The organism is Streptomyces sp. NPDC055962 (assembly GCF_042270185.1).
In the GTDB taxonomy this organism is placed as follows: Bacteria; Actinomycetota; Actinomycetes; order Streptomycetales; family Streptomycetaceae; genus Streptomyces.
The window spans coordinates 16587-42168 of record NZ_JBHJYN010000001.1; the positions used below are offsets into that span (position 1 = coordinate 16587).

Below are 25582 nucleotides of genomic sequence, written 5' to 3' on the forward strand. Positions count from 1 at the left end.
CACACGGCAGGGACCGCGTGGGAGCAGCCGACGGGGTGCGGCCGACAGCTCGACCCGGTCACGCTGCCCAGGTGCCCTTCGGGTCCTCTTGCAGACCGAGAGCAGCTCTGCGACTCGACCGAGAGCAGCTCTGCGGCTCGGAGGAGGCGGCAGTCGAACGGCGGTCACGCCCGGTCGCCTCCGGGGGACGGCCTGTGCGTACGGTGCCACGTCAGCCGCAGCACTCGGTCGCAGCGCGCAGGGTATGGACGGAATCTGGTGCTCCACCGCTGGGTCTGTGAAAGCTGAACTGACAAGAGGCACTTTCGGGCCAACGACACGCCCGGATCGCGCACCGGCGAACGTGGCGTGATCCACCACTTTCGCACGTCTCATGGACGCCGGACAGGCAGCTCGACATGCGATGCACGGCTGGAAAGCACAGCTGCTCGCCAGCCAACCAGGCCTGAAAAGGCCGTACCCGTTCCTCATGCACCTTGCTAACTTCCGGGGCTCAGAGGCATTGAAAAGCACATGTGAAAGGGCGGTACATGACCTCCCCAGCTCCAGCGCCGAAGATTCCTCAGCTGTGGGTTCCGCTTCCGTCGGGGATCCACCCGAGTTGGCGTCAGATCGACCAGGCATCGGCCGCCTGGCTCGATCGCTACGGCCTCTACTCCGACGGGGCTCAGCGTGAACGGCTCACGCGTATCGCCGTGGGCGAGATCACCAGCCGTGGCGCACCCACCGGGCGCCTTGCCGCCCTGCAGTGGACGTCGGACTTCCTCATGTGGCTCTTCGCGTTCGACGACGAGTTCTGCGACGAAGGGCCGTCGGCCTCCTCCCCGGACGCCACACTGCTCATCATCACCAAGCTGCAGCGCGTCGTCGAAGTCCCCTGGGCCGCCCCTGCCGACGACACCTACAGCGCCGCCCTCCTGGAGTTACGCCTGCGGCTCGACGAGCTGACGACTCCGGTGCAGACAGCTCGTTGGGCAGCCAGTTTCCGTGCCTACCTCCAGGGCCAGATCTGGATGGCGGCCAACGGCGCCCACGGGCGGATCCCCAGCCTCTCCGACCATCTGGCGGTCCGTCTCGACTCGTCGGGCGTCAAGATCTTCTCGACGCTGAGCGAGATCATCCACGGGTACGACCTCCCGGCAGCCGATTACGAGCGCCACGAGGTCCGCGGGTTCGTCGAGGTCTTCGCTTCGATCATCGGGTGGTCCAACGACCTCGTCTCGTACCACAAGGAACGCCAGCGCAGCCAGGACGGATACGGGAACATCGTCGACCTGATCGCGCACGAACGGGGGTGCTCCCTCGAAGAAGCGGTGAACGAGACCGCCATGATGCACACCCGCGCCATGGCCCTGTACCTCCGACTCCGCGACCAGATCCTCAGCGACGCGGGCCCCGAACTCCGTCGGTGGATCACGGACTGCGACTCCTGGATCCGTGCCGACTACGACTGGTCGCTCACCACGAATCGCTACGTCAATCCGGAGAACCCTGCCGACCTCCCAGCCGGCAGCGCGGCCGCGCCCTTCGAGGAACGGGGGGCCGACCAGCCCCTGCCCATCGCCAGCATCGCTTGGTGGTGGTCCCTGTTGAACAGCTGAAGTGCTGAATGCCCCAGCTCGGACGCTTCCCCTGAAGGTTGTTGCAGAACGCCTGGGACAAGGCATTCCTCGTGTATCGGTGGGGTGTTGCGGGCCGAGCCGTTGTGGGTGGAGACGTTCACCGGCTTGCGCATGGGCCGGTTCGAGAAGTCGGTGAAGGTAGTACGGGAGCGGGGAGGAAACGGTCCCGGTGGAGGGCGCCCGTGGTGCCTGCCGCTGGCGGACCGGGTCCTCCTGGTGGCCGGCTACCACCGGTCCAACCTCACGATGCGCCGCCGGCTCGCCTCGCTCTTCGGGATCTCCCCGGCCACCGTCTGCCGGGTCATCCATCGCCTGCGGCCGCTCCTCGCGATCGAGCCGGCACCGCGGCCCGTCGCGGACGTCGAACGGTTGTGCATCGTGGACGGAACCCCGGTCCCGGTCCGCGACCGCAAGGTCGCCGCGTCCTCCCGCACCTATCGGTTCTCGGCGAACGCGCAGGTCATCATCGATGCGGACAGCCGCCTGGTGATCGCCTCAGCCCACCCCGTCCCCGGGAACAAGGCCGACGCCCACCCTGGCGAGAACCGGACCTGCCCGCCGTCGCGGCCGGGACAACAGTCATCGCAGACGGCGCCTACCTGGAAACCGGCCTGATCGTCCCGCACCGCAGAAGAGCCGGACGCCCACTCCTGCGCGGCCGAGAGGCCGAGAGGAGGACAACGCCGAACACCGATGCGCCCGCTATTTACGAGACAGCCCTTGGGGGGATGCGCGATTCGTGTGTGCCCAGCGAGAAAACCTGGAAGCGGTGGACGCCTCTACGCGGACACGGCATCGTCATCCCCATGCGCAACATGGGATCGGGACGCTGGTTTCGGACGCGACTTGGGGGGACGGTACTTCTGGTCATCTGCTCGACTGCGATCGCTTACACGGCAGATCGTCTCGGGTGGATTGACGCTTTGATGACTGACAAGGATGTAGATATTGGCCTCTTCGGCTCTCTCGTCCTCGGACTCATCCTAGGGGTGACGAGTGCAGCGACATTAGCGGTCATACCAATCGTGCTCAAGGATCATGACCGAGAGAGGATCGGCGAGAGTCGAGCTCGATTGAACGCTGCGGAGGTTGCGCTGGAGTCTGCGCTGCGTGGGGTAGGTTCCGTCGGCGTCGCCCCAGCTGGGCGCGATCTTCATGTCTCCCCCCAGCGGCGGCCTCAGGAAGGCCAGCCGCAGCCGTCGGACCAGGTCGAAGAGGATACGTCGGAGGAGCCCCGGCACGGCGCCTTGGGATTGCCGGAGTTGTGGACGACTACGCACGCGCGTCTGAGCCTGTATCACGAGATTGCCACCGGTCAGGCGAAAAAGTCCTTCAAGAGCGCGCAGCGGGCGATGTGGACCGGCTTCGTTCTCCTGGTGCTGTTTACCATTCTGGCGTTGGTCGCCAGCACGACGGCCGGCGCCATTGTTGTTGGAGGTCTAGGGGCGGTGTCCGCTGCGCTGGCCGCGTTCGTGAGCAAGACGTTCGTACGGTCGCAGGAGGCGGCGGCGACGCACCTGCGGTCCTACTTCGACCAGCCGCTGGAATTGTCGCGCTACCTTGCTGCCGAGCGTTTGATTGCTGATGGCGATCTGTCCCAGGAGCAACGCGGCGAGGTGCTGTCGGCACTCGTGCAGGCGATGGTGGCCGGACCGCCCCAGCCTCCGGGGCAGCAGGGGTCGGTGGTTGTGGCCTCCGTCCCGCAGCAGGGTGCTTGAGCCCTGACTGTCGAGGGCGACACGAGCCGCTCCTGCCGACGCAATCCAGGGACAGAAGGGCTCGATCCACTTGGGATCACCCGCTGAGATCACCCCACCTGTGCCCGACCAACCCACCAAGCGTGCCACCAGTTACGGGACACCCTTTAGTCTTTGGGCGCCCACGGGGCCTCTGAAGGCTCGGGCCCGTCCAGAACGTGCTTGACCTTCTGCTTGAAGGACTTGGGCGGAGCCAGCGTCTCCTCCTGCGTGTGCATCAGGCGCGCCGTCGTCACACGTATGTGGCAATCCCGGTGGTGCTGTTGGAGCCGGACCAGCCAGGCGCCGTCGGAGGTGAGGAAAGCGCGGCGGGCGGGGGTGTCACCCGGTCGGGCATGGCGTGCCAGGACGGCCGGCAGGTAGTGCAGGGCCGCGTCCTCGGCCGCCGCGAGCGCTTGTTCCTCCGTGCCACGGACGGGGTGACTGGCCGCCAGGGTCCAGCGGTGGAGTTTCAGGTCGACGCCGTCGGCTCGTCGACTCACACGGGTGTCCTCCTCGATGAGGACGTACCACTGAGCAGTCATGGCCGGAGCCTAGCGATCCGGTGCCTGCCGCGGAGGCACGGCCGTACACGCGACAACCGGACAGGGAAATGCAGCGCGGCCTCACGACACGGGTCAGGGTGGGCACCTCCCGTGCGTGCCCACCCTGACCTGGTCCGTTCTTGAGCTGTGCCTACTCGAAGTTGGCCCGCGCCCGCTTGTCACCGGCCTGGTAGGCCGTGCCGGCGTCGCGCACCTTGCGGGAGATCTCCGACAGGGCGGTGTGGATACCCGTGGCGTCGCGGTCCCAGCCGGCCTGAGCGGCGTCGTACGCCGTCTTGGCCTCGCCCACCCAGAGCTCGGAGACATTGGCGACCATGCGCTTGATCGCTGCCAGGTCCTCCTGGAGCTGCCTGCTCTGCCGGTCGATGTCCCCGGCGGCCTGGTCCAGGCTTGAATAAGTGACAACCATCGTGCCGTCGTTGCTGGGCATGTGGTCCTCCAGTTCGATCTAGTTCGGTGAGACGGTTCTCGTACGTCGTACGAGAACGGATGAGGTCAGAGCGCGTTGATGGCCGACGTCTTGGCCTCGGAGCCCGTCGAGTAACCGCCGACGACGTCGACGCCCTGGAGGGCCTGCCTGATCTCGTCCTCGGTGTTGCCCGAGATGGTCCGGGCCGCCTTGATCGCTTCCTGGAAGTTGACCAGGCGGGTGGCGATGTTGCCCATCCTCCGGTTGATGTCGTCCTGCTTGGCGTTGAAGGCGTTGGCGCCGACGCCCTTCCATGCGCCTTCCAGGCTGTCGATCGTGGCCTGGAGCGTCTTCAGCTGGCCCTTCACGGACTCGAAGCGCTTGGTGAGCTCGCCCTCGAGCTTGAGCAGCATTTCATCTGAAAGCTTCTGATCTGCCATGGTGCTGGCGTCCTTCCTGGTGCTCTTTTCCGATCCGGCGTGACCGCCGGGGGCATATATGAGGAACTACGGTCGATCAGGCTGCGCGGCGCTTGCGGGCGAGCGCGAAAGCGGCGCCGCCGAGCACGAGCACGACTGCCACTCCGCCGATGATCAGGCCGAGTTGGCTGTTGTCGTCCCTCTCCGCGCTGGAGCCTGCCATGGCTGCGTCCTCAGCCTTCTCGTTCTTCCCAGGCTGTGACGAGGCTGATGCAGATGGGGCGGCTGAGCCTGCGGAGCCGGACGTCTTCTCCTTGGTGAGAGGGCTGATGTCCGGGTCGCCGGGTTCGCCCTTGCCCTTCAGGATGTTCATGGAAGGGCGAATCAGACCGTGGCCGAGATACTTGCTGAGCGTGTCGTCTTTCCAGTCCCGGCTGGCAGTGTCGAAGAGGACGTTGAGGACTTGGTTCGCGGTCCAGTCCGGGTGAGCGGACCATACGAGGGCGGCGGAGGCGGAGGCGATGGCGGTGGCTGCACTCGTTCCTCCGTCGCCATCACAGTAAGTTTGGAAGGTCTCGTCACACCAGTAGGGAATATCGTTACCGGGAGATGCGATATCAACCGTGCTCCCGTTCTGCGAGTACTCGGCCACCTTTCCCTCGCGATCTGCCGAAGAGACGCCTACAACCTCGGGATACGCTGCGGGATAACTGACCGGGTTACCCTTCTTTGCCTCGTTCCCTACGGCCGCAAAGAAGAGCTTCCCTTTACTCTGAGCATATTTAACCGCTTCGAGTTCTTCATCCAAAGCGAAGTCGTTACCGAACGACATACTAATAATCTTAGCGTCGGTGTCGGCGGCAGCCCGAATCGCGTCCGTGGTATCGAGGGAATTCACGGAGCCCTTCGGGTGCCAGTCGGAACTCGCAACTCGCATCGGGATAATCTTCACCCCTGGAGCCAGCCCCTTCAAGCCTCCGCCCTTGCCTGTGCCTGCGATCAACTCGGCCATTGTGGTGCCATGACCCTCGTAGTCGTCGGTCTCGTCGCCCTCGACGCCCGTAGCGTCAAACCCCTTGAGGACCTGCCCTTCCAGGGACGACGTGGACGAATTGACTCCGGTGTCGATGACAGCGACCTTGATGCCCTCGCCCGTGGTCGTCTTCCACATGTCCTCGGCCTGCATGGCACTGAGATACCACTGCTTGGACTGCACGTCTGCAGCTAGCGCGGAGGGAACAACTCCCACGAAACCCACACTCCAGGCAGTGGCCACAGCCATCGTGCCGAGCAGGCGTCCTCTCATTCCAAGAGGCATACGGCGCTTCCGAGTCTGGCTCATTCCTGCTGTCATCCCGACTTCTGAACCTTCCGTGTACCTACTCGATCACCGGCGGCGCGACCCCGCGTCGGCCGGCTTCCCACGTTTCCCTGTCTTCCGTCAGGTAGTCCGGGCGCGGCAGGCCGTCATCCTCTTCCTCGCCCCGGGAATCCTTCCGGCCTGCCGGGCCACGCACGAGACCCGCACCGCCTGCGGTGAAGCCCTTCGCACCTGCCCCGGGGCGTGCTGGACCACCACGGGGCGTACCGACGACTCCGTTGGTACTGGGGGTACCCCGCCCTGCAGGACGAGGTGCGTTGCCGCTCTTGGTGCCGACGACGCCACTCTGTCCGACCCCGCCGACCGGTCCTCCCGGCCGTGCCGCACCGCCGGCTCCGATGACCGTGCCGCGCAGGGCACCGCGCGTACCTCCGGCCGTCCCGGGGGCGGAGCGCTGGGGTGTACCCCCGACGATGCCGCTTCGGCCTGCACGCGGGGCGGAAGTGCCGGACGTGCCCGCGTGACCCATTGATGTCGGCCTGCCACCCGTGACACCGGACCGACCAACGGTCGGGGACTGCGGACCGGCGACCCCACGTGCGGGCGGCGTGCCTCCGTTCATGGGAGAGGGGCGCCCCACCTGAGGTCCGGTGGTGTGGCTGTTGGACGCCGGGCCGCTACCTGTCCGGGTATCACCACCGGCCCGGCCGAAGGCTCGGGGAGTACCCGTGGGTGTCTGGGGCCCCCGCGAACTGTTCGTCAATGGGTTCACGAAGCCATTCGCAAGGGGCAGATTCTGGCCGCCCCCTGGGCCCGCAGGGCTCGTGGTCGGCGCAGGAGGTGTCGTAGCTGGAGTGGTCACCGGTGCCGGCGGCGTGGCGACGCTGTCGATCTCTGTCGAGACGCCCCTTTCCGGAACAGGTGCCACTGCGGCGGGTGTTCCAAAGCCTTGGCCACTCTCTGAAGACCCGGGCCTGCCGGTCACCACATTCCCTGCGATGCTGCCGGAGTCAACGTTGCTGGGCGACTCGGAGCCTTCCGACGATGCGCCAGGCTCGACCGGTCGGCGACCGCCACCCTGCGGCCGCGGCATCGCCACATCGAGCTTCTTCTCGAACCGAGGCGGCTCCTGGGCCGCCAGCGTCTCCTCCGAGACCGCGTAGTAGGACGCCAGCCGGTTGGCCTGGTTGATGGCCTCCTGGCGGTCCTTCTCGACCTTCACCGCCGCGGCGTACTCCGGGTTGCCGTCGATGCGCGCCGGCGACTCGATGTCGTCCGGGGACTTGCGGATCAGACGGGTGTCGCGCGGCGGCAGGGAACTGCGGACCGAGGCGAGGCCCGTGCCCGCGACCGTGATCTGGGTGCCGGCCGTCTGCGCGAACTCGCCCAGCTTGTAGGCGTGCGCGACCAGACCGCTGCCCCAGTCACGGAATGCCGTTCCGGACTCGCCTTCCCAGTCGACGCCCTCGATGAAGCCGCCCAGTTCCTTCGCCGCTTCGTTGAGCGAGGTTCTGGCCTTCAGAAGAGCCTGGCCCGCCTCTTCGAGGTGCTCCGGATTGGAGTTCTCGATCAGGTCGATCATCGCGTTGAGCTCGTGCCCCTCGAAGGACGTCCGGCCCGAGGAGCCTGAGCCCCCGAAGCCGAACACCTCCATCACGCCCTGCATCTGGCGGGTGACGTCCGTGACGACCAACTGTCCCTGGACGCGCTCCTGGTCCTGCTCCTGCTGCTCCTTGGGGGTCAGCTGCGGGGGAGCCTCGGAACCCTGTTCCGGCTTGTTCGCTTCACTCATTCGGCTGCCCACCCCGCGTCACTCTGCTTGTCGGCGTTCTGCTCCGGCGCAGGCTTCTTCTCCGCCTGTGCCTTCTCCCGCTGCTCGTCCAGATCCGCCTGGATCTCGTAGAACCGGCGCCGCGTGTCGTCGTCCACGTTGTCGAAGCCGACCGCCGCCGCGTGCACGCCGAGGCTCAGGTATTCGATCTGGTCGCCCAGGGACTTGGAGAGGGTGACGAGCGACTCGTGGACGCGGTTGTACTGGGTGTAAAGCCCATCGGCTTCCGCGAAGCATGCGTTCTGGCCGCTCAAGGAGGAACGCGACACCGCTTGTGCCGCGACCTTCGACTTGCCGGCCGGCGAGCTCTCGAGTTCCGCCAGCAGCGCGTTCACGCTCTTCTGGAACTTCTCCAGGGCGCCTACGCCCTTACGGAGATCCCCTTTGCCTCTGGTCACGTCGCTGCCCTTCCCCGTTTCCCCGTTTGCACAGTCCGTTTCGCGTTGCTATCGCACCCACGTGAACACCACTGGCACCATCGCATCACTCTAGCCAATGGCACTGACAGGACCAACTGTCTTGTCCATCACGTGACTTCCCCGACGCACCCTGTCGTCCGGGGTCACGCACCGCCCGGTCGCCCCTGCCGCCGGCGTCTGTCGCGCATGGCCACGGCCGCGCCCGCTATGGCGGCGACCAGGACTCCACCGCCCACCACGACATAGGTCGCGAGTCGCGCGTTGCGTTCGTCGGCGGTCTCACCCAGGTGGAACGCGGCGGGCATCGGTGCTTCGCCCTTGCTCACGCCCTCGTGCGCCACCGGCTTCTCGATGGGCTTGTCGTCCTCGGTCAGAGCGCGCACCGGGTCGACGACGCCCCAGCCGACCAGGTGGTCATGGCCCGCGACCGAGCGTTCCGCCGTCTGCTCGATCTGCGCGACGATTTGCTCCTGCGTCCAGTCCGTGTGCTTGGCCTTGATGAGGGCCGCGACTCCCGCGACGTACGGGGCCGAGAAGCTGGTGCCGTTGTCGGAGCAGTGTCCCCCGCCGGGAACCGTGGAGATCATGTCGACGCCGGGGGCGGCGACACCCACGAAGTCCCCGGACTGGGAGAAGGCCGCCCGTTCGTTGTTCCGGTCCGACGCGGCCACAGCGAGGACACCGTCGTACGAGGCGGGGTAGGTCTTCTTGACGTTTCCGCCCAGGCCGTCGTTGCCGGCCGAGGCGACGACCACGACGTCCTCGGCCAGGGCGGCGTTCACCGCCTGCTGCAGAAGTGCCGTGGGCTCCACCGCGTTGGCCGTGTCCTGGGAGATGTTGATGACGTCCGCGTCCGCCTGTTCCACGGCGTACCTGATGGCGGTGGCGAGCGACTCCGCCGTGCCGTGGCCCTCGGCGTCGTTCTGCTGGATCGGGATGATCGTCGCGTCGGGGGCCAGGCCGGTGAAGCCGGTGCCCTTCGCCTCGCGCGCGGCGATGATGCCGGCGACCTTGGTCCCGTGGCCGACCAGGTCGGTGGTGCCGTTCTCCTTGCCGCGCTCCAGCTTGTTGCCGTTCTCGTCCTTGAGGTCCCTGTCGAGGAAGTTGCGGCCGCTCCCGGTGTCCACCGCCTTGGTGAGCTGCGGGTTCTTGACGTCGACACCGGTGTCGATGACCGCCACGCGTACGCCCTTGCCCGTGGACTCCTCCCACAGTTCGTCCATCAGCACGCGTTGCAGCGCCCAGGGGCGGCCCACGTACTTCTTCGAGGGGAAGGTGCACTGGGTGGAGTCCTCGGCGGCCGCGGGCAGCGCCGGGAGGGTGACGAGGATGACGGCCGTGGCGGCACCGGCCGTCAGGAGGCGTCGGCGGGAGGAGGGGTGCGTGGTCACGTGGTCGCTCCTCACGAACCCTGCGGCTGGCGTGCGGCACCGGTCGACAGGCGTGGCCCGGTCGGCAGGAAGGCGGACCAGGCGGCGGGGACGGCCGCGGGGGTGACGTCCTTGTACCCGAGCTGGTTCTGCGCCTGCTGTGCCTCCTGCTGCCTCTGCTCCCTCTCCTCCTTCGTGCCGGACTCACCGATTCCGGAGTCGCCCTGGACGCTGTCGCCGTTGGACTGCATGGCGTAGCGCAGACCGGTGTCGGTCACCAGGAAGAGAGGACCGGACTCCGGGCTGGATCCCTTGAACTGCCGGAAGAGCTGGCCGGATCCGGGAGTGACGTAGGCGCTGCTGGAGCCGGTGGGCAGGGTGGCGGGGAAGCCCGCGCCCGCCCAGGTGCTGAGCGTCGTGGCACCGTCCTTGTCCGCGACGTCGCGCAGGACGTTGCACACGGTGTTGCGGCTTCCGCTCGTCGTGGCCGCGGAGTTGACGGGCTTCGGCTCGCTCGTGGGCCAGTCCCACTGCTGCCCGAACGCCTCGCCGGGCCGGAACGCTCCGGCGCTGACGTGCTTCACCTTGCCGTCGGGGTTCAGGTTGACCAGGGCGCGGCTGTTGAGCAGGAGTTTGGCGACGAAGTCGGAGACCGGGGCGACCCGGCCCGGCAGGACCACGTACTGCTGGGTCCTGGTGCCGGCGGTCGCCGCGAGGACCATCCCCACCTTGTTGTCGCCGGGCTGAAGCCGGCCCGGAACACCGGCGTCGCTGCCGGGAGTTCCGTCGATGGAGGGGAAGGAGACGGCGTCCCCCATGTGCAGGGTGGCGAGCCAGTCGGCGGACACCCGCTGGGCGCGGCCCTCGTCGACCAGGGTGCGCAGGAGCAGTTCGTCGTTCTTCACCGGGTAGGCCTTGCCCGTGGCGTCGACGAGGTAACGGGTCCTCTCCGGCCCGGGGCCCTCGACGTACATGACCTCGCCGCCCCGCAGCTTGGCGGCGCCGTCGGTCTTCTTCTGCTCGCGCTCCGCGAAGACGAACGCCGCCTTCTGGATGGCCCTGCCGCCCTCACCGGGCCGTTCGCAGACCGCCCAGCGCTTCGTGGAACCGGCTTCGCTCTTGTCGGGCAGGCGGTCCGGGGCGTACGGGATGCCGAGAGTCGCCCCGTGGGGGATCTTGCCGCTGTCGAGGACCGACTCGTCGACGTTGACGACCGTGCCCTTGTCGGGGGCGAGGAGGAGCTTGGCGCTGGACATGTTGAGCACCGGGTGGAGCTGCGTCTTGCCGTCGGTCTTCAACACCACGTACCGGGTGGTGGACTTGCTGGCGATGATGACGTTCTCGTACGGGGTGTCCCACTTCTGCGGGGCCACGGGCTTGAACATCCCCCAGGCCCCGAACACCGCCAGGACGACCGCGCCGACGACGACTCCGGGCACCACCGCGCGAAGAGGGCGCGGCGCGCCCTCTTCCGAGCCGGACGGGTGGGGCTGCAGGAACTGTGCGACCAACCTCCGCTTCGCGAAGGTGTAGGCATTGAGTTCGTCCCGCCGTGATGCCATGTGCGCGCTGCCCCTTCTCCCCAGTGGGCGACCAGGTTCCCACACCCGCCGTGGACCGGCGCCTCCGACCGGGACCCCTACTATGCCTGTTGGCACTTGGCTCTCACCGCTCAGGTAGGGTGATCGCCCGATCAACGCCCGTGCAAAAAACGGTGAATACGGACACGAGGGGGCAACGCGGCGATGGGTGCAGCGACGGGGGAGCGCACGAGGCGGTCTGCCCACCGAACGCCCGGCCCTTCCCGACGGCAACGCAGCAACGGGCCGGACGGCGCAGCCCCCCGCCCGTCTGCCGACGCCCCTGCGGCGACCACGCTCCACTCGATCTCCAGGACCGGCCGCGTCGGTCCCGCGCTGCGCCGGCTGGTGCTGGTCGAGGCGGCTCTGGCCGTCGCCGTGGTGGGTGCCGCCGCGGGTGGTGCCTGGGTGATCCCCGCCGGTGTCGTCGCCTGTCTGTTGGTTCTCCTCGCGGTGGTACGCCGCCGGGGCCGGGCCGTGCAGGACTGGCTGTCGACCGTGTCCTCCCTGCGCAGCCGCAGGAACACCGCCGCGGCACCTCCCCCGGAGACGGAACCTCAGCTGGCGCCCGTCGCGGAGAGCGTGCCGGGATTCGCCCCTTACATCTACGTGGACGGCGCACGCCGCACGGTGGGGATGGTCGGCGACGGCACGTTCCTGACCGCGGTGGTGCGGGTCGAGGCGAGCGGTGAGTCGCTGCGCCAGGCCATGGGCGCCCGGGCGCTTCCGCTGTCCCTCCTGGGTGACGCGCTCGCGGTGGACGACATCGTGCTGGAGTCCGCACAGCTGGTGCAGCAGGTGCGTCCCGCTCCGGCGCCGCACCTGCCGGAGCGGTCGGTCGCCCGGCTCTCGTACGGGCCCCTCCAGGACAGGACCGGAGCGCCCGCGCTGCGGATGACCTGGGTGGCGGTGAAGCTGGATCCGGAGCTGTGCCGGGAGGCCGTGGATGCGCGCGGCGGCGGTACGGGCGGGGCTCAGCGCTGCCTGGTGCGGGCCGCGGACCATGTGGCGAGCCGGATCACCGGTGCGGGCTTCCGGGCCTCGGTCCTGGACCAGGACGAACTGAACTCCGCGGTGGCGACGTCCGCGTGCGCCAACCCGATCCTCTCGGCCCGCGCGGGTCGCGCCGACGCCGCTCCCCAGCGGCGGACCGCCGAGACCGCCCGGGTCTGGCGCTGCGACGACCGCTGGCACACGACGTACGCGGTGGACCGCTGGCCCGAGCTGGGCAGGGGGGCGACTCCGCTTCCGCGGCTCGTCGCCCTGCTGACCTCGGTGCCGGCGTACGCGACGACGTTCAGCCTGACGGTGCGCCGAGGTACGCACCAGGGCCACGTGTCCGTGCGCGGCCACGTACGGATCACCGGCGGTTCGGACACCGAACTGGTCGGTGTACGACGGACATTGGAGCAAGCCGCACGGCATGCGGAGGTCGGCCTCGTACGGCTGGACCGCGAGCAGCTGCCGGGCGTCCTCGCCACGCTCCCGCTGGGAGGCGCGCAGTGACACAGCGACTCGTCCCGAGGCGGGGACTGCTCGGTCCCCGTCACGCGGGCCACACCCTGGCGGCGGACCACCTGGGCGCGTTGTCGCTGCCCGTCGGGGACGACGGCGTGATCATCGGCGACGACTCCGAGGGCCGCCCGCAGATGATCGGGTTCCACCGGCCGGCGCCGTACGACATCCTGCTGATCGGCGGGCTGTGGACCGCGCAGGTGCTGGCGCTGCGCGCGGCGGCCACCGGTGCGCGGGTGGCGGTCGAGACGGGGCGCACGCAGGCATGGACGACGCTGGCGCAGGCTGCGGGCGCCGGCCTCGAGTGCATCTCCCTGCATGACGTGGGCAGGGTTCCGCCGACCGGTGCCACCGTCAGCAGCCCGGTGGTGGTGGTACGCGACTGCGGCATGCGTCCTCCGCGCGGCCGGGTGGTGTCCTCGCCGTGGCAGTCGGTCCTGACGCTGCTGCCCTATCTGAGCCCTGTGGCGCCCCGGTTGATGCGCTCGGCGACGCTCGTGGGCGTCCAGCGGGTGTCTCCCGCCGAGGCTGAGCAGATCGGGCGGATCCTGAAGCTCGCCCGGACGGAGATCGAGGCGCTGCCGACCCTGGCGGACGGTGTCACGCTCTGGGTGGCCGGCCGCGACCGGCACTGGGTGATGACCAGCGCGACGGACGTCGAGACGGGATTGCTGGGCGCGGCTCGCCGGATGGACTGATTCCTGTCCCGTTCGTGCCCCTGGCGCACCGATTTTCAGGATCATGGCGGGTGGACGACTCAGTTCGACGGAAGGGGCGTGCCGTGGGCACCCAGCAGGAAAAGGACGAGCTCTACGCTCTCGACATCTCGGGTGTGGAGTGGCTCAGCGCACCCGGTACCGAGGACGTCGAGGAACGGGTCGAGATCGCCCATCTCCCGGACGGCGCGGTCGCCATGCGCTCGTCGCTGGACCCGGGGACCGTGCTGCGCTACACGGAGGCCGAGTGGCGCGCGTTCGTGCTGGGCGCGCGGGACGGCGAGTTCGACCTCAAGTAGAGGAACGCACGGTGAGGGGGCGGCTGTCGTGGACGGCCGCCCCCTCGCTGTGGGCGGTCGCGGCTGTGACACCTCTCAGCCGTGTCCGGCCGGCCTGTGTGTCCGGCCGTCCCCGGGCGTGACGTAAGGCCCGTTCCCGCACGATCCGACGTACTCGCTCCGCCCGGGGGTCGAACGTGACCTACGGGACAGTTGCTGAGCGATACGGCCTGCCGCTGTGCGCCCCATGGCGATTAGGGTGGGTGGGGGCGCGGCAGAGGAACCTGCGGACAGGCACTGCGCGTCGCAAGGGGGAGAGCCGGGCGGACCGGACAACGGGAACGGTCGCCCCCACCCACCACGGCACAAGGGTGCTCGACCACACCAGGAGGCAAAGTGAACGGCGATCGGGACGAGATCAGCGGGGGATGGAACACGCCCGTCGACGAGTCGTCCGACGCGGATCCCGCCGAGATGACGGGTGAGTTCACCATCGACTACACCCCTCCCGCCTGGTACACGCAGAACGCGCCGGGTGACTCGTCGGGTGGGGCCGGCTCGCACCTGGCACCGCCTCCGCCGCCGCAGGGGGCACCGCTGCCCGTGCCGGGGATTCCGGCCTCCGGCGGATTCGAGCCCGGCTGGCGGCCGACACCGCAAGCCGCGCCGGCCGCGTCGTCCGAGCAGCCCTCGCCCTCCTTCGAACCCGCGCCTCCGGCACCCGCGCCGGCCTCCCCGGCGCCCGCTCCCGCTTCGCCTCCGGCGCCGCCGGCTCCTTCCGAGGCGCCGGCGGCGGTGAGCGGCACGTCCGGCCCGTTCGGTGGCGGAGACGTTGAGAGCGGCGCGACCATGCGCTTCTCCCCCGCCGCGCTGAAGCGGGAGATCGCCGAGCGCGAGGCGGACAAGGCCGGGGCTGAGGCATCCGGTTCCGGCGATTCCACCGAGCCCGCGCCGTCGGGTGCGCCGTCCGAGGTCGACGGCGAGGAGCAGGCCGGTGCGGCCGACGCACAGGCCCCCACGGATGATTCTGCCGAGGCCTCGCAGACGGACGCGGCGGACGAGGCATCAGGGTCGGCCGGGACCGACGTCCCCGTGACCGGCACGGCGCAGGACTCCAACGATGCCGCCGCCGACGCCCCCGAGGCGGACGACTGGCCGGTCGACGCACGGACCTCGCGCGCCGACGCGCTCATGGACACCGCGTCCGGCGCGACGCCCCAGGACACTCCGCCGGTGGTCGCACCCGCCGCCGGGGGGTCACCGGACGAGGCGCCAGCCGGCGCCGCGCCGTCCGACGCACCCGCAGCGTGGTCCCCCGCGCCGCCCGCGCAGGGCGCCCTTCCACCGCTTCCTCCGGCCTTCCAGCCGGCGGCGCAGCAGCCGAGCGCGCCCCGGTCCGCGCCTCAGTGGCCCGCGCAGCAGCCCGCCGCTCCGGCCACCGGGGCGCCGCAGGGCGGCTACGGGTTCCCGCAGGCGCCGCAGGCGGGACACGGCTTCCCCCAGGCGTCCACGCCGCCCGCGCAGCCGTCCCCGCAGGCACCCCAGCAGCCGGTGCGGCCCGACGCGCAGGCTCCGCAGGGTGGTTACGGTTTCCCCCAGGCACCACAGCAGGGCGGCTACGGCTTCCCACAGCAGCCCCAGCAGCCCCAGCAGCAGGGAGCGCCCCAGCTGCCCCCGGGCACAATGCCTCAGGGCGGGTACGGCTTCCCGGCTCCCCAGGCAGCCCAGCCGCCGCAGTTCCCCGCGCAGGGAGCACCGCTCCCCCCGCAGATCCCTCAGCAGCCGGCCCAGGGCGCAGCGAACCTGCCCGCTCCGCAGCAGCAGCAGCAGCAGCAGCAGCCCGAGGCGTACCAGCCCCAGCCTCCCGCACCCCAGGCGCCGCCCGTCGACCCGCGCACCGGATCCGCCTGGCCGACGCCGGTCACCCATGACCAGCGCGAGCGTTCCGTCCCCGGCGCCCCGCTCGGCTACACGGCCGCGGTGGAGCTGTCGTCGGACCGTTTGGTCCGGGGCAAGCAGAAGGCCAAGAGCAGCCGCACCCCCTCCGCCGCGTCCCGCTTCAGGCTGGGCGGCAAGAAGGAGGAGATCGAGCGGCAGCGCAAGCTGGACCTGATCCGTACGCCGGTGCTGTCGTGCTACAGGATCGCGGTCATCAGCCTCAAGGGCGGCGTGGGCAAGACCACGACGACCACGGCGCTCGGATCGACGCTGGCCACCGAGCGGCAGGACAAGATCCTGGCGATCGACGCCAACCCGGACGCCGGCACGCTCGGCCGCCGGGTGCGCCGCGAGACCGGGGCGACGATCCGCGACCTGGTGGGCGCGATCCCGTACCTCAACTCCTACATGGACATCCGCCGCTTCACCTCGCAGGCGCCCTCCGGCCTGGAGATCCTCGCCAACGACGTGGACCCCGCGGTCTCCACGGCCTTCAACGACGAGGACTACCGGCGGGCCATCGACGTCCTCGGCAAGCAGTACCCGATCATCCTCACGGACTCGGGCACCGGCCTGCTCTACAGCGCGATGCGTGGCGTGCTGGACCTCGCCGACCAGCTGATCATCATCTCGACGCCGTCCGTCGACGGCGCCTCCAGCGCGTCCACCACGCTGGACTGGCTGTCGGCCCACGGTTACGCGGAACTGGTGCAGCGGTCCCTGACCGTCATCTCCGGGGTCCGCGAGACCGGAAAGATGATCAAGGTCGACGACATCGTGCAGCACTTCGAGACGCGGTGCCGCGGCGTGGTGGTCGTGCCCTTCGACGAACACCTCGCGGCGGGCGCCGAGGTCGACCTCGACATGATGCGGCCGAAGACGCGTGAGGCCTACTTCAACCTCTCCGCGCTCGTCGCGGAGGACTTCCAGCGGGCCCAGCAGCAGCAGGGGCTGTGGACGGCGGACGGCAGCAACCCGCCCCCGCAGTTCGCGCCGCCGATGCCGGGACAGCAGATGCCGGGTCAGCAGATGCCCGGCGGGCAGCAGTACGCGCCGCAGCAGCAGCCGGGGCAGCCGTACCCCGGACAGCAGCAGCCGATGCCGGGCCGGCCGTACCCCGGTCAGCCCTACCCGGGGCAGCCGCAGCAGCCGTATCCACCCCAGCAGCCCTACGGCGGGCAGCAGCCGTACGGGGGACAGCAGCCCCCGGCCCAGCAGGCGGCCGCGCCGCAGCAGCCGTACCCGCCGCACCCCGGCCAGGGCGCACAGGACAACGGCTGGCAGCAGCAGCCACCCGCCCAGGGACAGGCCGGCGGGGCACCTGCGGCACCGGCGGCGCCGCCCGCACAACACGATGGCCAGGCACATCAGTCCGGACAGCCCGAACTGCAAGGCCCCGTTCCGCCCGCGGGCTGGCAGCAGCACCCTCCGCAGCCGCCGCCGGCGCCTCAGCAGTAAGGCAGTAGAGGTCTAAACCAATGAGGGCTCGCACCGTTCACACGGTGCGAGCCCTCATTGCATTCCCGCAGACCACACGCGGTTTGGCCGACCGTTGACGCAACTCGACCGGCGCTGATAAACCTTCGCTTCACCAGCTGGCGAACCAGAGATCTGCCCGCCTTCACCATGCGAGTCATGACGCGAGGTCCACGTCCATGGTCACAAGATTCCCTCCACGCCAGGCCCGCCCACGCGGCCGCCTGCGCATCCTTCTCGCCTCCGGAGCCGCCGCCCTGGCGCTGGCCGCCGGATCGGTCGTCCCCGGAAACCCGATCGGCCCAGCCCCGCAGGAGGCGCAGGCGGCTGACAGTACGTCGACCCTCACGGTCGCGGTCGCGCAGAGCGTCGACTCCCTCAGCCCCTTCCTCGCGCAGCGGCTGCTCTCCACGAGCATCAGCCGCCTGATGTACGACTTCCTGACCAACTACGACGCCAAGGACAGCCACACGATCCCCGGCCTCGCCACCAAGTGGGAGCCGTCGCCGGACAAGCTGACGTGGACGTACACCATCCGGTCCGACTCGAAGTGGTCGGACGGCGAGAAGGCCACCGCCGAGGACGCGGCGTGGACCTTCAACACGATGATGACCGACGAGGGCGCCGCGACCTCCAACGGCAGCTTCGTCGCCAACTTCAAGAAGGTGACGGCGCCCAGCCCGGACAAGCTCGTCATCGAGCTGAAGCAGCCCCAGGCGACGATGACGGCGCTGGACGTGCCCATCGTGCCCAAGCACGTCTGGGAGAAGGTCGGCGACTTCTCCAAGTTCAACAACGACACGAAGTTCCCGATCGTGGGGAACGGGCCGTTCATCCTGACGGACTACAAGGTCGACAGCTATGTGAAGCTCAAGGCCAACAAGGACTTCTGGCGCGGAGCGCCCAAGTTCGACGAGCTCGTCTTCCGGTACTACAAGGACCAGGACGCAGCCGTCGCCGCCCTCCGAAAGGGTGAAGTTTCCTTCGTCGCCGGCAGCCCGAGCCTGACCCCGGCTCAGGCCGCTTCGCTGAAGACCGCCGACAACATCAAGGTGAACGACGCCCCCGGACGCCGCTTCTACGCACTGGCCACCAACCCGGGCGCGCAGACCAAGGACGGCAAGAAGTTCGGCGACGGGCACGCGGCGCTGCAGGACCAGAAGGTCCGCCAGGCACTGTTCATGGCCGTGGACCGTACGACGATCATCGACAAGGTCTTCCAGGGCTACGCCATAGAGGGCGAGGGTTACATCCCGCCCCGCTACGGCTCGTACTTCTGGAAGCCCGAGGGCGCTCAGAAGCTCGCCTACGACCCGGCGAAGGCCGGCGCCCTCCTCGACGAGGCGGGGTACAAGAAGAACAGCGCCGGCAAGCGGGCCGGCAAGGACGGCAAGCCGCTCGACTTCCGCATCCTGTGCCACGCCACGGACCCCAACGACAAGGCGATCGGCAAGTACCTCCAGGAGTGGTGGGGCGACCTCGGCGTCGGTCTGAAGGTGGACTGCCGCGACAACGTCTCCGACCCCTGGTACGCGGGTGAGTACGACCTCGCCTTCGACGGCTGGTCCGTCAATCCGGACCCCGACTTCGTGATGTCGATCCACACCTGCGCCGCGCTGCCGGTCAAGCCGAAGGAGACCGCGCAGACCGACAACTTCATCTGCGACAAGCAGTACGACGAGCTCTACGCGAAGCAGACGGCGGAGTACGACCCCGCCAAACGGGCCGACCTCGTGAAGCAGATGGAGTCGCGGCTGTACGACACGGGGTACATGAACGTCATGGCGTACCCGAATGCCGTCGAGGCCTACCGCACCGACCAGATCGAGTCCATCACGACGATGCCGTCGGACGCGGGCAACATCTACGGTCAGGACGGTTACTGGAGCTGGTGGTCGGCGGTCCCGGCCTCCGGTGCGTCGGACGGTTCGTCCGGCGACAGCGGCAGCTCGACCGGGGTCCTCATCGGGGTCGGTGTCGCCGTAGTAATCCTCGCCGGTGGCGGGCTGCTGTTCGCCATGCGTCGTCGTTCCACCGCGGAAGACCGTGAATAGTCCATGAGCACAGAAAGCACTCCCGCGCTCCTGAAGGGCGCGGCGGGCGTGGACGCTGTGCAGACCGACGGCCCGGCTCCGGCCGGGCCGTCGGCCCGCAGTCCACGCGCCCGCAGCACGACCGCTTATCTCCGCTACGCGGCGGGCAAGCTGGCCGGTGCGGCCGTCTCGCTGTTCGCCGTGCTCGTCACCAGCTTCTTCCTGTTCCGCCTGATCCCCGGTGACCCGGTCAAGCAGATGACCGGCGGCCGGCAGGTGTCGACCGAACAGATCGCCGCGATGCGCAAGGAATTCGGCCTGGACCTGCCGCTGTGGCAGCAGTTCACCGAGTACTGCGGCAAGGCCCTGACCGGCGACTTCGGGACGTCGTACCAGTTCCACGCCCCGGTCATGGACAAGATCTCCGAGGCGCTGCCCGCGACGCTGCTGCTCACCGGCACCGCGTTCGTGATCTACACGGCCATCGGTATCTGGCTCGGCGCCAGGTCCGCCTGGCGCAACGGCTCGGCCGGGGACCGCTTCCACACCGCGTTCGCCCTGACGCTGTACTCGGTGCCCTCGTTCTGGCTCGGCCTGCTCCTGATCGTCACCCTGTCGGTGGGCATCGGACCGATCCCGGGCCTGTTCCCGACCGGCGGCATGGAGTCCGGCAACTCCAGCGGCTTCGGATACGTCCTCGACGTCGCGCACCACCTGGTCCTGCCGGTCGTCACGCTCGTCGCCGTCGAGTACGCGCGCACCCTGCTGGTCATGCGGTCCTCGCTGCTCGACGAGATGGGCAGCGACTACCTGACGACGGCCCGTGCGAAGGGCCTCCGTGACGACCTCGTACGCCGCCGCCACGCCGTCCCGAACGCGATGCTGCCGACGGTGACGCTGCTCTTCGTCAACCTGGGCAACACGGTGGCGGGCGCCATCCTGGTCGAGACGGTGTTCTCCTGGCCCGGCCTGGGCGGGCTCTTCTACCAGGCGCTGAGCGTGCCCGATCTGCCACTCGTGCAGGCGCTGTTCTTCATCTTCGCCGCCGCGGTGATCCTGATGAACACGCTCGCCGATGTGATCTATCCGCTCCTCGATCCCCGGGTGGGCCGATGACGACCACGACCGACGCCACGCGTGCGCTGAGCCCGCGTGCGCTGACCTGGACCCGCAGGCGCCACGCGGCGGCCCGCTTCTGGCAGCAGTACCGCACCCACAGGGCCGGCCTGGCGGGCCTCACCGTGCTCGCGCTGATCGCGCTGGCCGCGCTGGCCGCCCCGCTGCTGGTGGGCGCGGACTCCCAGAGCGTCACCGGCGCGCCGGGAGGCCCTCTGGAGTCCCCGAGCGCGGAGTTCCCGCTCGGTACCGACCAGTTCGGCCGCAGTCTGCTCGCCCTGCTCGTGTGGGGGACGCGGGTGTCCCTGACCGTCGGGCTGCTCGCCGCGTTCCTCTCCGTGGCCATCGGGACCCTGGTGGGCATCACGGCCGGTCACTTCAAGGGGTGGTACGGCAACGTCGTCATGCGGATCACCGACTGGTTCCTGGTCATGCCGACGCTGGTGCTCGCCATCGCGCTGGCCACCGTGCTCTCGCGGTCCCTGTGGACGACGGTCCTCGCCATCGGGGTGACGACCTGGCCGACGACCGCGCGGCTCGTCCGCGCGCAGACGCTGTCCGTGGAGTCCCGTCCGTACATCGAGCGCTCCAAGGCGCTCGGCGGCGGGCACGGCCACATCATGTCCCGCCACGTGCTGCCCAACGTGATGCCCCTGGTGCTCGCGCAGACCACGCTGGTGATCTCCACCGCCATCCTCACCGAGGCGACCCTGGCCTTCCTCGGCCTCGGCGATCCCACGATCGTCTCCTGGGGCGGTCTGCTCCAGGACGCCCGTGAGGCCGGAGCGGTCAGCTCCGGGAACTGGTGGTACCTCGCTCCGCCCGGACTCGCCATCGCGGTCGTCGCCCTCGCGTTCACGCTGTGCGGCCGCACCATCGAGACCGTGCTCAACCCCAAGCTGGGGGTGTCCCGTTGACCGCCGTGAAGACCGAGAGCGTTCCGAAACCGGAGACCGGGCAGCCGTTGCTCGACGTCCGGAACCTGCATGTCACCTACGGCTCGGGGGCCTCGGCCGTCCCCGCCGTCCGGGGGGTCGACCTGCGGGTCGAGGCGGGCCAGAAGCTCGGCATCGCCGGGGAGTCCGGCTGCGGGAAGTCGACGCTGGCGCTCGCCCTGCTGCGGCTGCTGCCCCCGTCCGCGACCCTGAGCGGCGAGATCCTGCTGGACGGCGAGGACGTCCTCACCATGAAGTGGGGGCGGCTCCGGGCCGTGCGCTGGGCCGGGGCCTCGATCGTCTTCCAGGGCGCGATGCACTCGCTGAACGCCGTGCACCGCATCGGGGACCAGATCGCCGAGCCGATCCTGCTGCACCGCAGGGCCACCCCGGCGGAGGCGCGCAGGCGCGCCGGTGAGCTGCTGGAGCAGGTGGGCCTTCCGGCGGCACGCGCGGACGCCTACCCGCACGAGCTGTCGGGCGGTCAGCGCCAGCGCGTGATGATCGCCATGGCGCTGGCCTGCGACCCGCGGCTGATCATCGCCGACGAACCCACCACCGCCCTCGACGTGATGATCCAGGCCCAGATCCTGCGGCTGATCGAACAGCTCGTCAGCGACCAGGACCTCGGGCTGATCATGATCAGCCACGACCTGGCGGTGCTCTCCGACACCTGCGACCGGCTGTCGGTGATGTACGCCGGCCGGGTCGTCGAGGAGGGACCCGCCAAGCAGGTCCACGAGAGCGCCAGGCACCCGTACGGCGCCGCCCTGTCGGCCGCGTTCCCGCGGATCGGGGACCTCGCGTCCCGGCACGCGCCGCGCGGCCTGCCGGGCGATCCGCCGGACCCGTCGGCACTGCCCCCGGGCTGTACGTTCCATCCGCGGTGCCCGGTGGCGCTGGACTCCTGCGCCACCGAGGACCAGGAGCTGAGAGCCGCCGGCCCGTCGAGGCGGGCGGCGTGTGTGCTGGTGGAGCCGGGCGCCGGCGCGCCGGGCGGTCCGGCCGGCGGCGCCGAGGAAGCAAGGAGCACCTCATGACCACCACTCCCCCGTCCCCCCTGCTGAGCGCCCAGGCGCTGGAGGTCGCCTTCCCGGGCCGTCGCGGGGCGGCGACCGCGCGTGCGGTCGACGGGGTCGACCTGGACATCCGTCCCGGCGAGATCGTCGCCCTGGTCGGGGAGTCGGGCTGCGGCAAGACGACGCTGGCCCGGTCGCTGATGGGTCTGGTCGAGCCGACGGCCGGCCGGGTCACCTTCGGCGGCGAGCCCCTCGACTACGCGGGCCGGGCGCTCAAGGCGTACCGCAAGCGGGTGCAGCTGGTGCTCCAGGACCCGAGCGGCTCCCTCAACCCCCGTCACACCGTGTACGACGCGGTCGCCGAGGGCCTGCGCATCCACGGCTACGCGGGCGACGAGCACGCAGCGGTGTCCGGGGCGCTGGCGCGGGCGGGGCTGCGGCCCCCGGAGCGCTTCTTCCTGCGCTATCCGCACGAGCTGTCGGGCGGCCAGCGCCAGCGCGTCGTGATCGCGGGCGCGCTGGTCCTGGAGCCGGAGCTCATCGTGGCGGACGAGCCCGTGGCCTCGCTCGACGCGTCCGTGCGCGGCGAGATCCTCGCGCTGCTGCTGCGTCTGCGTGACGAACTGGGCCTGTCGGCACTGGTGGTGACGCACGATCTGGGGCTGGCCTGGAACATCGCGGACCGCGTCGCCGTGATGTATCTCGGCCGGATCGTGGAGATGGGTGACGTCGAGCAGATCCTCACGGCTCCCCGGCACCCCTACACCCAGGCGCTGCTGTCCGTGCTGCCGGAGGCGGACGGCGAGCCGGTGATCCTCTCGGGCGAGCCGCCGGACCCGTCGAAGGTCCCGTCCGGCTGCCGCTTCCACGTCCGGTGCCAGGTCCTCGCCTCGGGCGAGGCGGAGCGCGCGGGCGTCGCCGACGCGTGCCGCACGAAGGATCTGCCGGTGCTGGAGGGGGACGGCCGGACGCAGGTCGCCTGCCACTGGGCCGCGGCGGAGGTGGAGGCGGTCCCGTAGACCGTCGCCCGGGTGACCGCGGGAGCCGCGGTCACCCGGGAGCCGCCGTCACCCGGTGGCCGCCCCCGTGGCCCCGGGGGCGTGGTGGATCGCGCCGGTCAGCTCCCCCAGTGGACGGCCCGTGCCGCCCCAGCGGTGCTGGATGATCTCGGCGGCGATGGAGACGGCCGTCTCCTCCGGCGTACGGGCACCGAGGTCGAGGCCCACGGGTGAGGCGAGACGGGCGAGGCCCGCTTCGTCCACCCCGGTCTCCCGCAGCCGGGCGATCCGGTCGTCGTGGGTACGCCGGCTGCCCATCACACCGATGTACGCGGCGGGTGTGCGGAGCACCGCGGCGAGCAGGGGGACGTCGAACTTCGGATCGTGGGTCAGGACACAGACCACCGTGCGCGCGTCCACCTCGGTCGACTCCAGGTAGGTGTGCGGCCAGGCGCAGACGACCTCGTCGGCCGTGGGGAAGCGCTCCCGGGTGGCGAAGGCAGGGCGGGCGTCGCAGACGGTCACCCGGTAGCCGAGGAAGGACCCGATCCGCGCGGTGGCGGCCGCGTGGTCGATGGCGCCGAAGACGAGCATCCGTGGCGCGGGGGCGTACGTCTGGACGAAGACGGTGACGTCCTGCATCCGGCGCTCACCGTGCGGGCCGTACCGGCCGGTGCCGGTCGCTCCCTGGGCGAGCAGCCCGCGCGCGTCGTCGGTGACGGCGGCGTCGAGCCCCGCGTCGCCGAGCGAGCCGCTGGTGCGGCCGCCGAGAACCAGACGGCGGGCGCCCGGCGGGGCGGCTCCGGACACGACGGTGGCGAGCGCGACGGGCTCACCCGCGGCGACGAGGTCGGCCAGCTCCCGCAGCTGTTCCCGGTCGGCCGCGGTGACGCAGGGACGGATCAGGACCTCGATGGTCCCGCCGCAGGTCAGACCGGCCCCGAAGGCCTCCTCGTCGCTGATGCCGTACGTCATCAGCCGTGTCTCACCCGTGGTGAGCGTCTCGGTGGCGACCTCGTACACGTCGCTCTCGACACAGCCGCCGGAGACACTGCCCGCCACCGTGCCGGCGGCGGTCACCGCCATCGCGGCGCCGGGGGCCCGCGGCGCGCTGCCCCGGACCGCGACGACGGTGGCCAGCGCGAAGGGCGTACCGGCGGCCTGCCAGGCACGCAGTTCCGACAGCAGTTCACGCACGGGCGGACGCCCTTCCGGATCGACGGCTCCTGCCCCCGACGATGCCCCGGTCCCGGCGTCCGCACCACAGGAACGGGTCAGGCGCGGAAGGGGTCAGGCGCGCTCGTACGCCGCGACCAGTTCGCTCGACCGCTTCACGTCGGCGGCCATCGCCACGAGCAGGTCCTCGATCGAGTCGAACTTCAGCATGCCGCGCACGTAGGCGAGGAAGTCCACCGCGACGTGCAGCCCGTACAGGTCGAGGCCGACGCGGTCGATCGCGTACGCCTCGACGGTCCGCTCCGTGCCGTCGAACTGCGGGTTGGTGCCCACGGAGATCGCGGCGGGCATCGCCTCGCCGGCCACCGTCAGCCAGCCCGCGTAGACGCCGTCGGCGGGGATCGCCGTGTGCGGCAGGGTCTCCACGTTCGCGGTGGGGAAGCCGAGCTCGCGGCCGCGCTGGGCCCCGCGTACGACGACGCCCTCGACCCGGTGCGGGCGGCCGAGGATCTCGGCGGCCCCCGCCATGTCGCCCTCCGCGACCAGACGGCGGGTGAGCGTGGAGGAGAACGGCTCGCCGCCGCCGGCGTCACCGCTCACGTAGAGGTCGATGACCTCGACGCCGTAGCCGTGGGTGGGACCGAGCTCCGCGAGGTAGGCGACGTTGCCCGCGGCCCGGTGGCCGAAGCGGAAGTTGGGACCTTCGATGACCAGTTCGGCGTGCAGCTTGTCGACGAGCACCTTCACGATGAAGTCGGCCGGTGAGAGCTGCGAGAACTCGGTGGTGAAGGGCAGGATCAGCACCGCGTCCACACCCAGTCCGGCCATGAGCTCGGCACGCCGGTGGTGCGGTGCGAGCAGCGGCGGGTGCGTGCCGGGGCGGACGACCTCGCTGGGGTGAGGGTCGAAGGTGACGACGACGGAGGGAATGCCCAGCTCCCGCGCCCGCTCCACGGCACGGCCGATGATCAGCTGGTGTCCGCGGTGCACCCCGTCGTAGGAGCCGATGGTGACGACGCTGCGTCCCCAGCCCTCAGGGATGTCCTCCAAGCCACGCCAGCAGTGCACTGTGACCGCTCCTCGCCCGAACCCGTGTACGTGTGTATGTC

General features: G+C 70.0%; 21 protein-coding genes and 1 pseudogene. 12 read left to right on the forward strand and 10 right to left on the reverse strand.

Annotated elements, in window-relative coordinates:
• Nucleotides 1-530: 530 nt before the first annotated feature.
• The 3 genes and pseudogenes from ACFC51_RS00065 to ACFC51_RS00075 all read left to right on the forward strand — a co-directional run bounded on the left by ACFC51_RS00065 (nt 531) and on the right by ACFC51_RS00075 (nt 3340).
• Nucleotides 531-1601 carry a (+)-(1(10)E,4E,6S,7R)-germacradien-6-ol synthase gene (locus ACFC51_RS00065; protein ID WP_376526213.1) on the forward strand — a complete coding sequence of 357 codons (1071 nt, stop codon included), beginning with the start codon at nt 531-533 and terminating at the stop codon, nt 1599-1601.
• Nucleotides 1602-1676: 75 nt separating this feature from the next.
• Nucleotides 1677-2325, forward strand: a pseudogene (locus ACFC51_RS00070) (transposase family protein); the annotation flags it as partial.
• A gap of 223 nt (nt 2326-2548) precedes the next feature.
• Entirely contained in the window at nt 2549-3340 is a 792-nt protein-coding gene (locus tag ACFC51_RS00075; RefSeq protein ID WP_376526216.1) for a hypothetical protein, read from the forward strand.
• A 146-nt stretch (nt 3341-3486) separates the two neighbouring features.
• Here ACFC51_RS00075 and ACFC51_RS00080 read toward each other — a convergent pair whose 3' ends face one another.
• From ACFC51_RS00080 to eccB, 8 genes are all read right to left on the reverse strand, one after another.
• The gene (locus tag ACFC51_RS00080; protein ID WP_376376503.1) at nt 3487-3903 is read right to left on the reverse strand and encodes a hypothetical protein; all 417 of its coding nucleotides are present in this window, start codon (nt 3901-3903) and stop codon (nt 3487-3489) included.
• A 151-nt stretch (nt 3904-4054) separates the two neighbouring features.
• Nucleotides 4055-4354 (reverse strand): WXG100 family type VII secretion target, encoded by a 300-nt coding sequence (locus ACFC51_RS00085; protein WP_329233491.1) that lies wholly within the window; start codon nt 4352-4354, stop codon nt 4055-4057.
• Nucleotides 4355-4419: 65 nt separating this feature from the next.
• Nucleotides 4420-4773 carry a WXG100 family type VII secretion target gene (locus ACFC51_RS00090; RefSeq protein ID WP_376376505.1) on the reverse strand — a complete coding sequence of 118 codons (354 nt, stop codon included), beginning with the start codon at nt 4771-4773 and terminating at the stop codon, nt 4420-4422.
• Between the two features lie 76 nt (nt 4774-4849).
• Nucleotides 4850-6106, reverse strand: coding sequence for a S8 family serine peptidase (locus ACFC51_RS00095; protein WP_376526218.1), 1257 nt, complete (start codon nt 6104-6106; stop codon nt 4850-4852).
• Between the two features lie 25 nt (nt 6107-6131).
• Nucleotides 6132-7766 carry a hypothetical protein gene (locus ACFC51_RS00100; RefSeq protein ID WP_376526220.1) on the reverse strand — a complete coding sequence of 545 codons (1635 nt, stop codon included), beginning with the start codon at nt 7764-7766 and terminating at the stop codon, nt 6132-6134.
• A 95-nt stretch (nt 7767-7861) separates the two neighbouring features.
• Entirely contained in the window at nt 7862-8302 is a 441-nt protein-coding gene (locus ACFC51_RS00105; protein WP_376526223.1) for a hypothetical protein, read from the reverse strand.
• A 164-nt stretch (nt 8303-8466) separates the two neighbouring features.
• Entirely contained in the window at nt 8467-9714 is a 1248-nt protein-coding gene (gene mycP, locus ACFC51_RS00110) for a type VII secretion-associated serine protease mycosin (protein ID WP_376376513.1), read from the reverse strand.
• A gap of 11 nt (nt 9715-9725) precedes the next feature.
• Complete coding sequence (eccB, locus tag ACFC51_RS00115; RefSeq protein WP_376526225.1) at nt 9726-11255, reverse strand: type VII secretion protein EccB; 1530 nt, start codon at nt 11253-11255, stop codon at nt 9726-9728.
• Between the two features lie 183 nt (nt 11256-11438).
• On the opposite strand from eccB, the gene eccE reads away from it, so the two are divergent.
• The 9 genes from eccE (at nt 11439) to ACFC51_RS00160 (ending at nt 23318) form a co-directional block, all read left to right on the forward strand.
• A complete protein-coding gene (gene eccE, locus ACFC51_RS00120; RefSeq protein ID WP_376526227.1) occupies nt 11439-12779 on the forward strand; it encodes a type VII secretion protein EccE in 1341 nt (446 codons plus the stop codon).
• Complete coding sequence (locus ACFC51_RS00125) at nt 12776-13486, forward strand: hypothetical protein (RefSeq protein WP_376376519.1); 711 nt, start codon at nt 12776-12778, stop codon at nt 13484-13486. Before eccE ends, ACFC51_RS00125 begins: the two co-directional genes overlap by 4 nt.
• Nucleotides 13487-13569: 83 nt before the next feature.
• Nucleotides 13570-13803: a DUF397 domain-containing protein gene (locus ACFC51_RS00130; RefSeq protein ID WP_376376521.1), complete on the forward strand. Its 234-nt coding sequence runs from the start codon at nt 13570-13572 to the stop codon at nt 13801-13803.
• A 375-nt stretch (nt 13804-14178) separates the two neighbouring features.
• Nucleotides 14179-17178: an SCO5717 family growth-regulating ATPase gene (locus ACFC51_RS00135; protein WP_376526229.1), complete on the forward strand. Its 3000-nt coding sequence runs from the start codon at nt 14179-14181 to the stop codon at nt 17176-17178.
• Nucleotides 17179-17375: 197 nt separating this feature from the next.
• Nucleotides 17376-19250, forward strand: a complete 1875-nt coding sequence (locus tag ACFC51_RS00140; protein ID WP_376526231.1) for an ABC transporter substrate-binding protein — start codon at nt 17376-17378, stop codon at nt 19248-19250.
• Nucleotides 19251-19253: 3 nt separating this feature from the next.
• Nucleotides 19254-20345, forward strand: coding sequence for an ABC transporter permease (locus ACFC51_RS00145; RefSeq protein WP_376376527.1), 1092 nt, complete (start codon nt 19254-19256; stop codon nt 20343-20345).
• The gene (locus ACFC51_RS00150) at nt 20342-21262 is read left to right on the forward strand and encodes an ABC transporter permease (RefSeq protein ID WP_376376529.1); all 921 of its coding nucleotides are present in this window, start codon (nt 20342-20344) and stop codon (nt 21260-21262) included. The genes ACFC51_RS00145 and ACFC51_RS00150 overlap by 4 nt, the downstream gene beginning before the upstream one ends.
• Nucleotides 21259-22320 carry an ABC transporter ATP-binding protein gene (locus tag ACFC51_RS00155; protein ID WP_376376531.1) on the forward strand — a complete coding sequence of 354 codons (1062 nt, stop codon included), beginning with the start codon at nt 21259-21261 and terminating at the stop codon, nt 22318-22320. Before ACFC51_RS00150 ends, ACFC51_RS00155 begins: the two co-directional genes overlap by 4 nt.
• On the forward strand, nt 22317-23318 hold the full coding sequence (locus ACFC51_RS00160) for an oligopeptide/dipeptide ABC transporter ATP-binding protein (RefSeq protein ID WP_376526233.1): 1002 nt from the start codon (nt 22317-22319) through the stop codon (nt 23316-23318). Before ACFC51_RS00155 ends, ACFC51_RS00160 begins: the two co-directional genes overlap by 4 nt.
• Nucleotides 23319-23366: 48 nt before the next feature.
• On the opposite strand, the gene ACFC51_RS00165 is transcribed toward ACFC51_RS00160, so the two are convergent.
• Together ACFC51_RS00165 and ACFC51_RS00170 are read right to left on the reverse strand one after the other, a co-directional pair.
• Nucleotides 23367-24494, reverse strand: coding sequence for an XdhC family protein (locus tag ACFC51_RS00165; protein WP_376376535.1), 1128 nt, complete (start codon nt 24492-24494; stop codon nt 23367-23369).
• Nucleotides 24495-24587: 93 nt separating this feature from the next.
• Complete coding sequence (locus ACFC51_RS00170) at nt 24588-25541, reverse strand: bifunctional riboflavin kinase/FAD synthetase (RefSeq protein ID WP_376376537.1); 954 nt, start codon at nt 25539-25541, stop codon at nt 24588-24590.
• Nucleotides 25542-25582 lie beyond the last annotated feature (41 nt).

Coding starts and splice junctions, on each gene's coding strand:
- ACFC51_RS00065 (WP_376526213.1), top strand. CDS start 531: ATGACCTCCCCAGCTCCAGCGCCGAAGATTCCTCAGCTGTGGGTTCCG.
- ACFC51_RS00085 (WP_329233491.1), bottom strand. CDS start 4,354: ATGCCCAGCAACGACGGCACGATGGTTGTCACTTATTCAAGCCTGGAC.
- ACFC51_RS00095 (WP_376526218.1), bottom strand. CDS start 6,106: ATGACAGCAGGAATGAGCCAGACTCGGAAGCGCCGTATGCCTCTTGGA.
- ACFC51_RS00090 (WP_376376505.1), bottom strand. CDS start 4,773: ATGGCAGATCAGAAGCTTTCAGATGAAATGCTGCTCAAGCTCGAGGGC.
- eccE (WP_376526227.1), top strand. CDS start 11,439: ATGGGTGCAGCGACGGGGGAGCGCACGAGGCGGTCTGCCCACCGAACG.
- ACFC51_RS00075 (WP_376526216.1), top strand. CDS start 2,549: ATGACTGACAAGGATGTAGATATTGGCCTCTTCGGCTCTCTCGTCCTC.
- ACFC51_RS00145 (WP_376376527.1), top strand. CDS start 19,254: ATGAGCACAGAAAGCACTCCCGCGCTCCTGAAGGGCGCGGCGGGCGTG.
- ACFC51_RS00080 (WP_376376503.1), bottom strand. CDS start 3,903: ATGACTGCTCAGTGGTACGTCCTCATCGAGGAGGACACCCGTGTGAGT.
- eccB (WP_376526225.1), bottom strand. CDS start 11,255: ATGGCATCACGGCGGGACGAACTCAATGCCTACACCTTCGCGAAGCGG.
- ACFC51_RS00140 (WP_376526231.1), top strand. CDS start 17,376: ATGGTCACAAGATTCCCTCCACGCCAGGCCCGCCCACGCGGCCGCCTG.
- ACFC51_RS00150 (WP_376376529.1), top strand. CDS start 20,342: ATGACGACCACGACCGACGCCACGCGTGCGCTGAGCCCGCGTGCGCTG.
- ACFC51_RS00160 (WP_376526233.1), top strand. CDS start 22,317: ATGACCACCACTCCCCCGTCCCCCCTGCTGAGCGCCCAGGCGCTGGAG.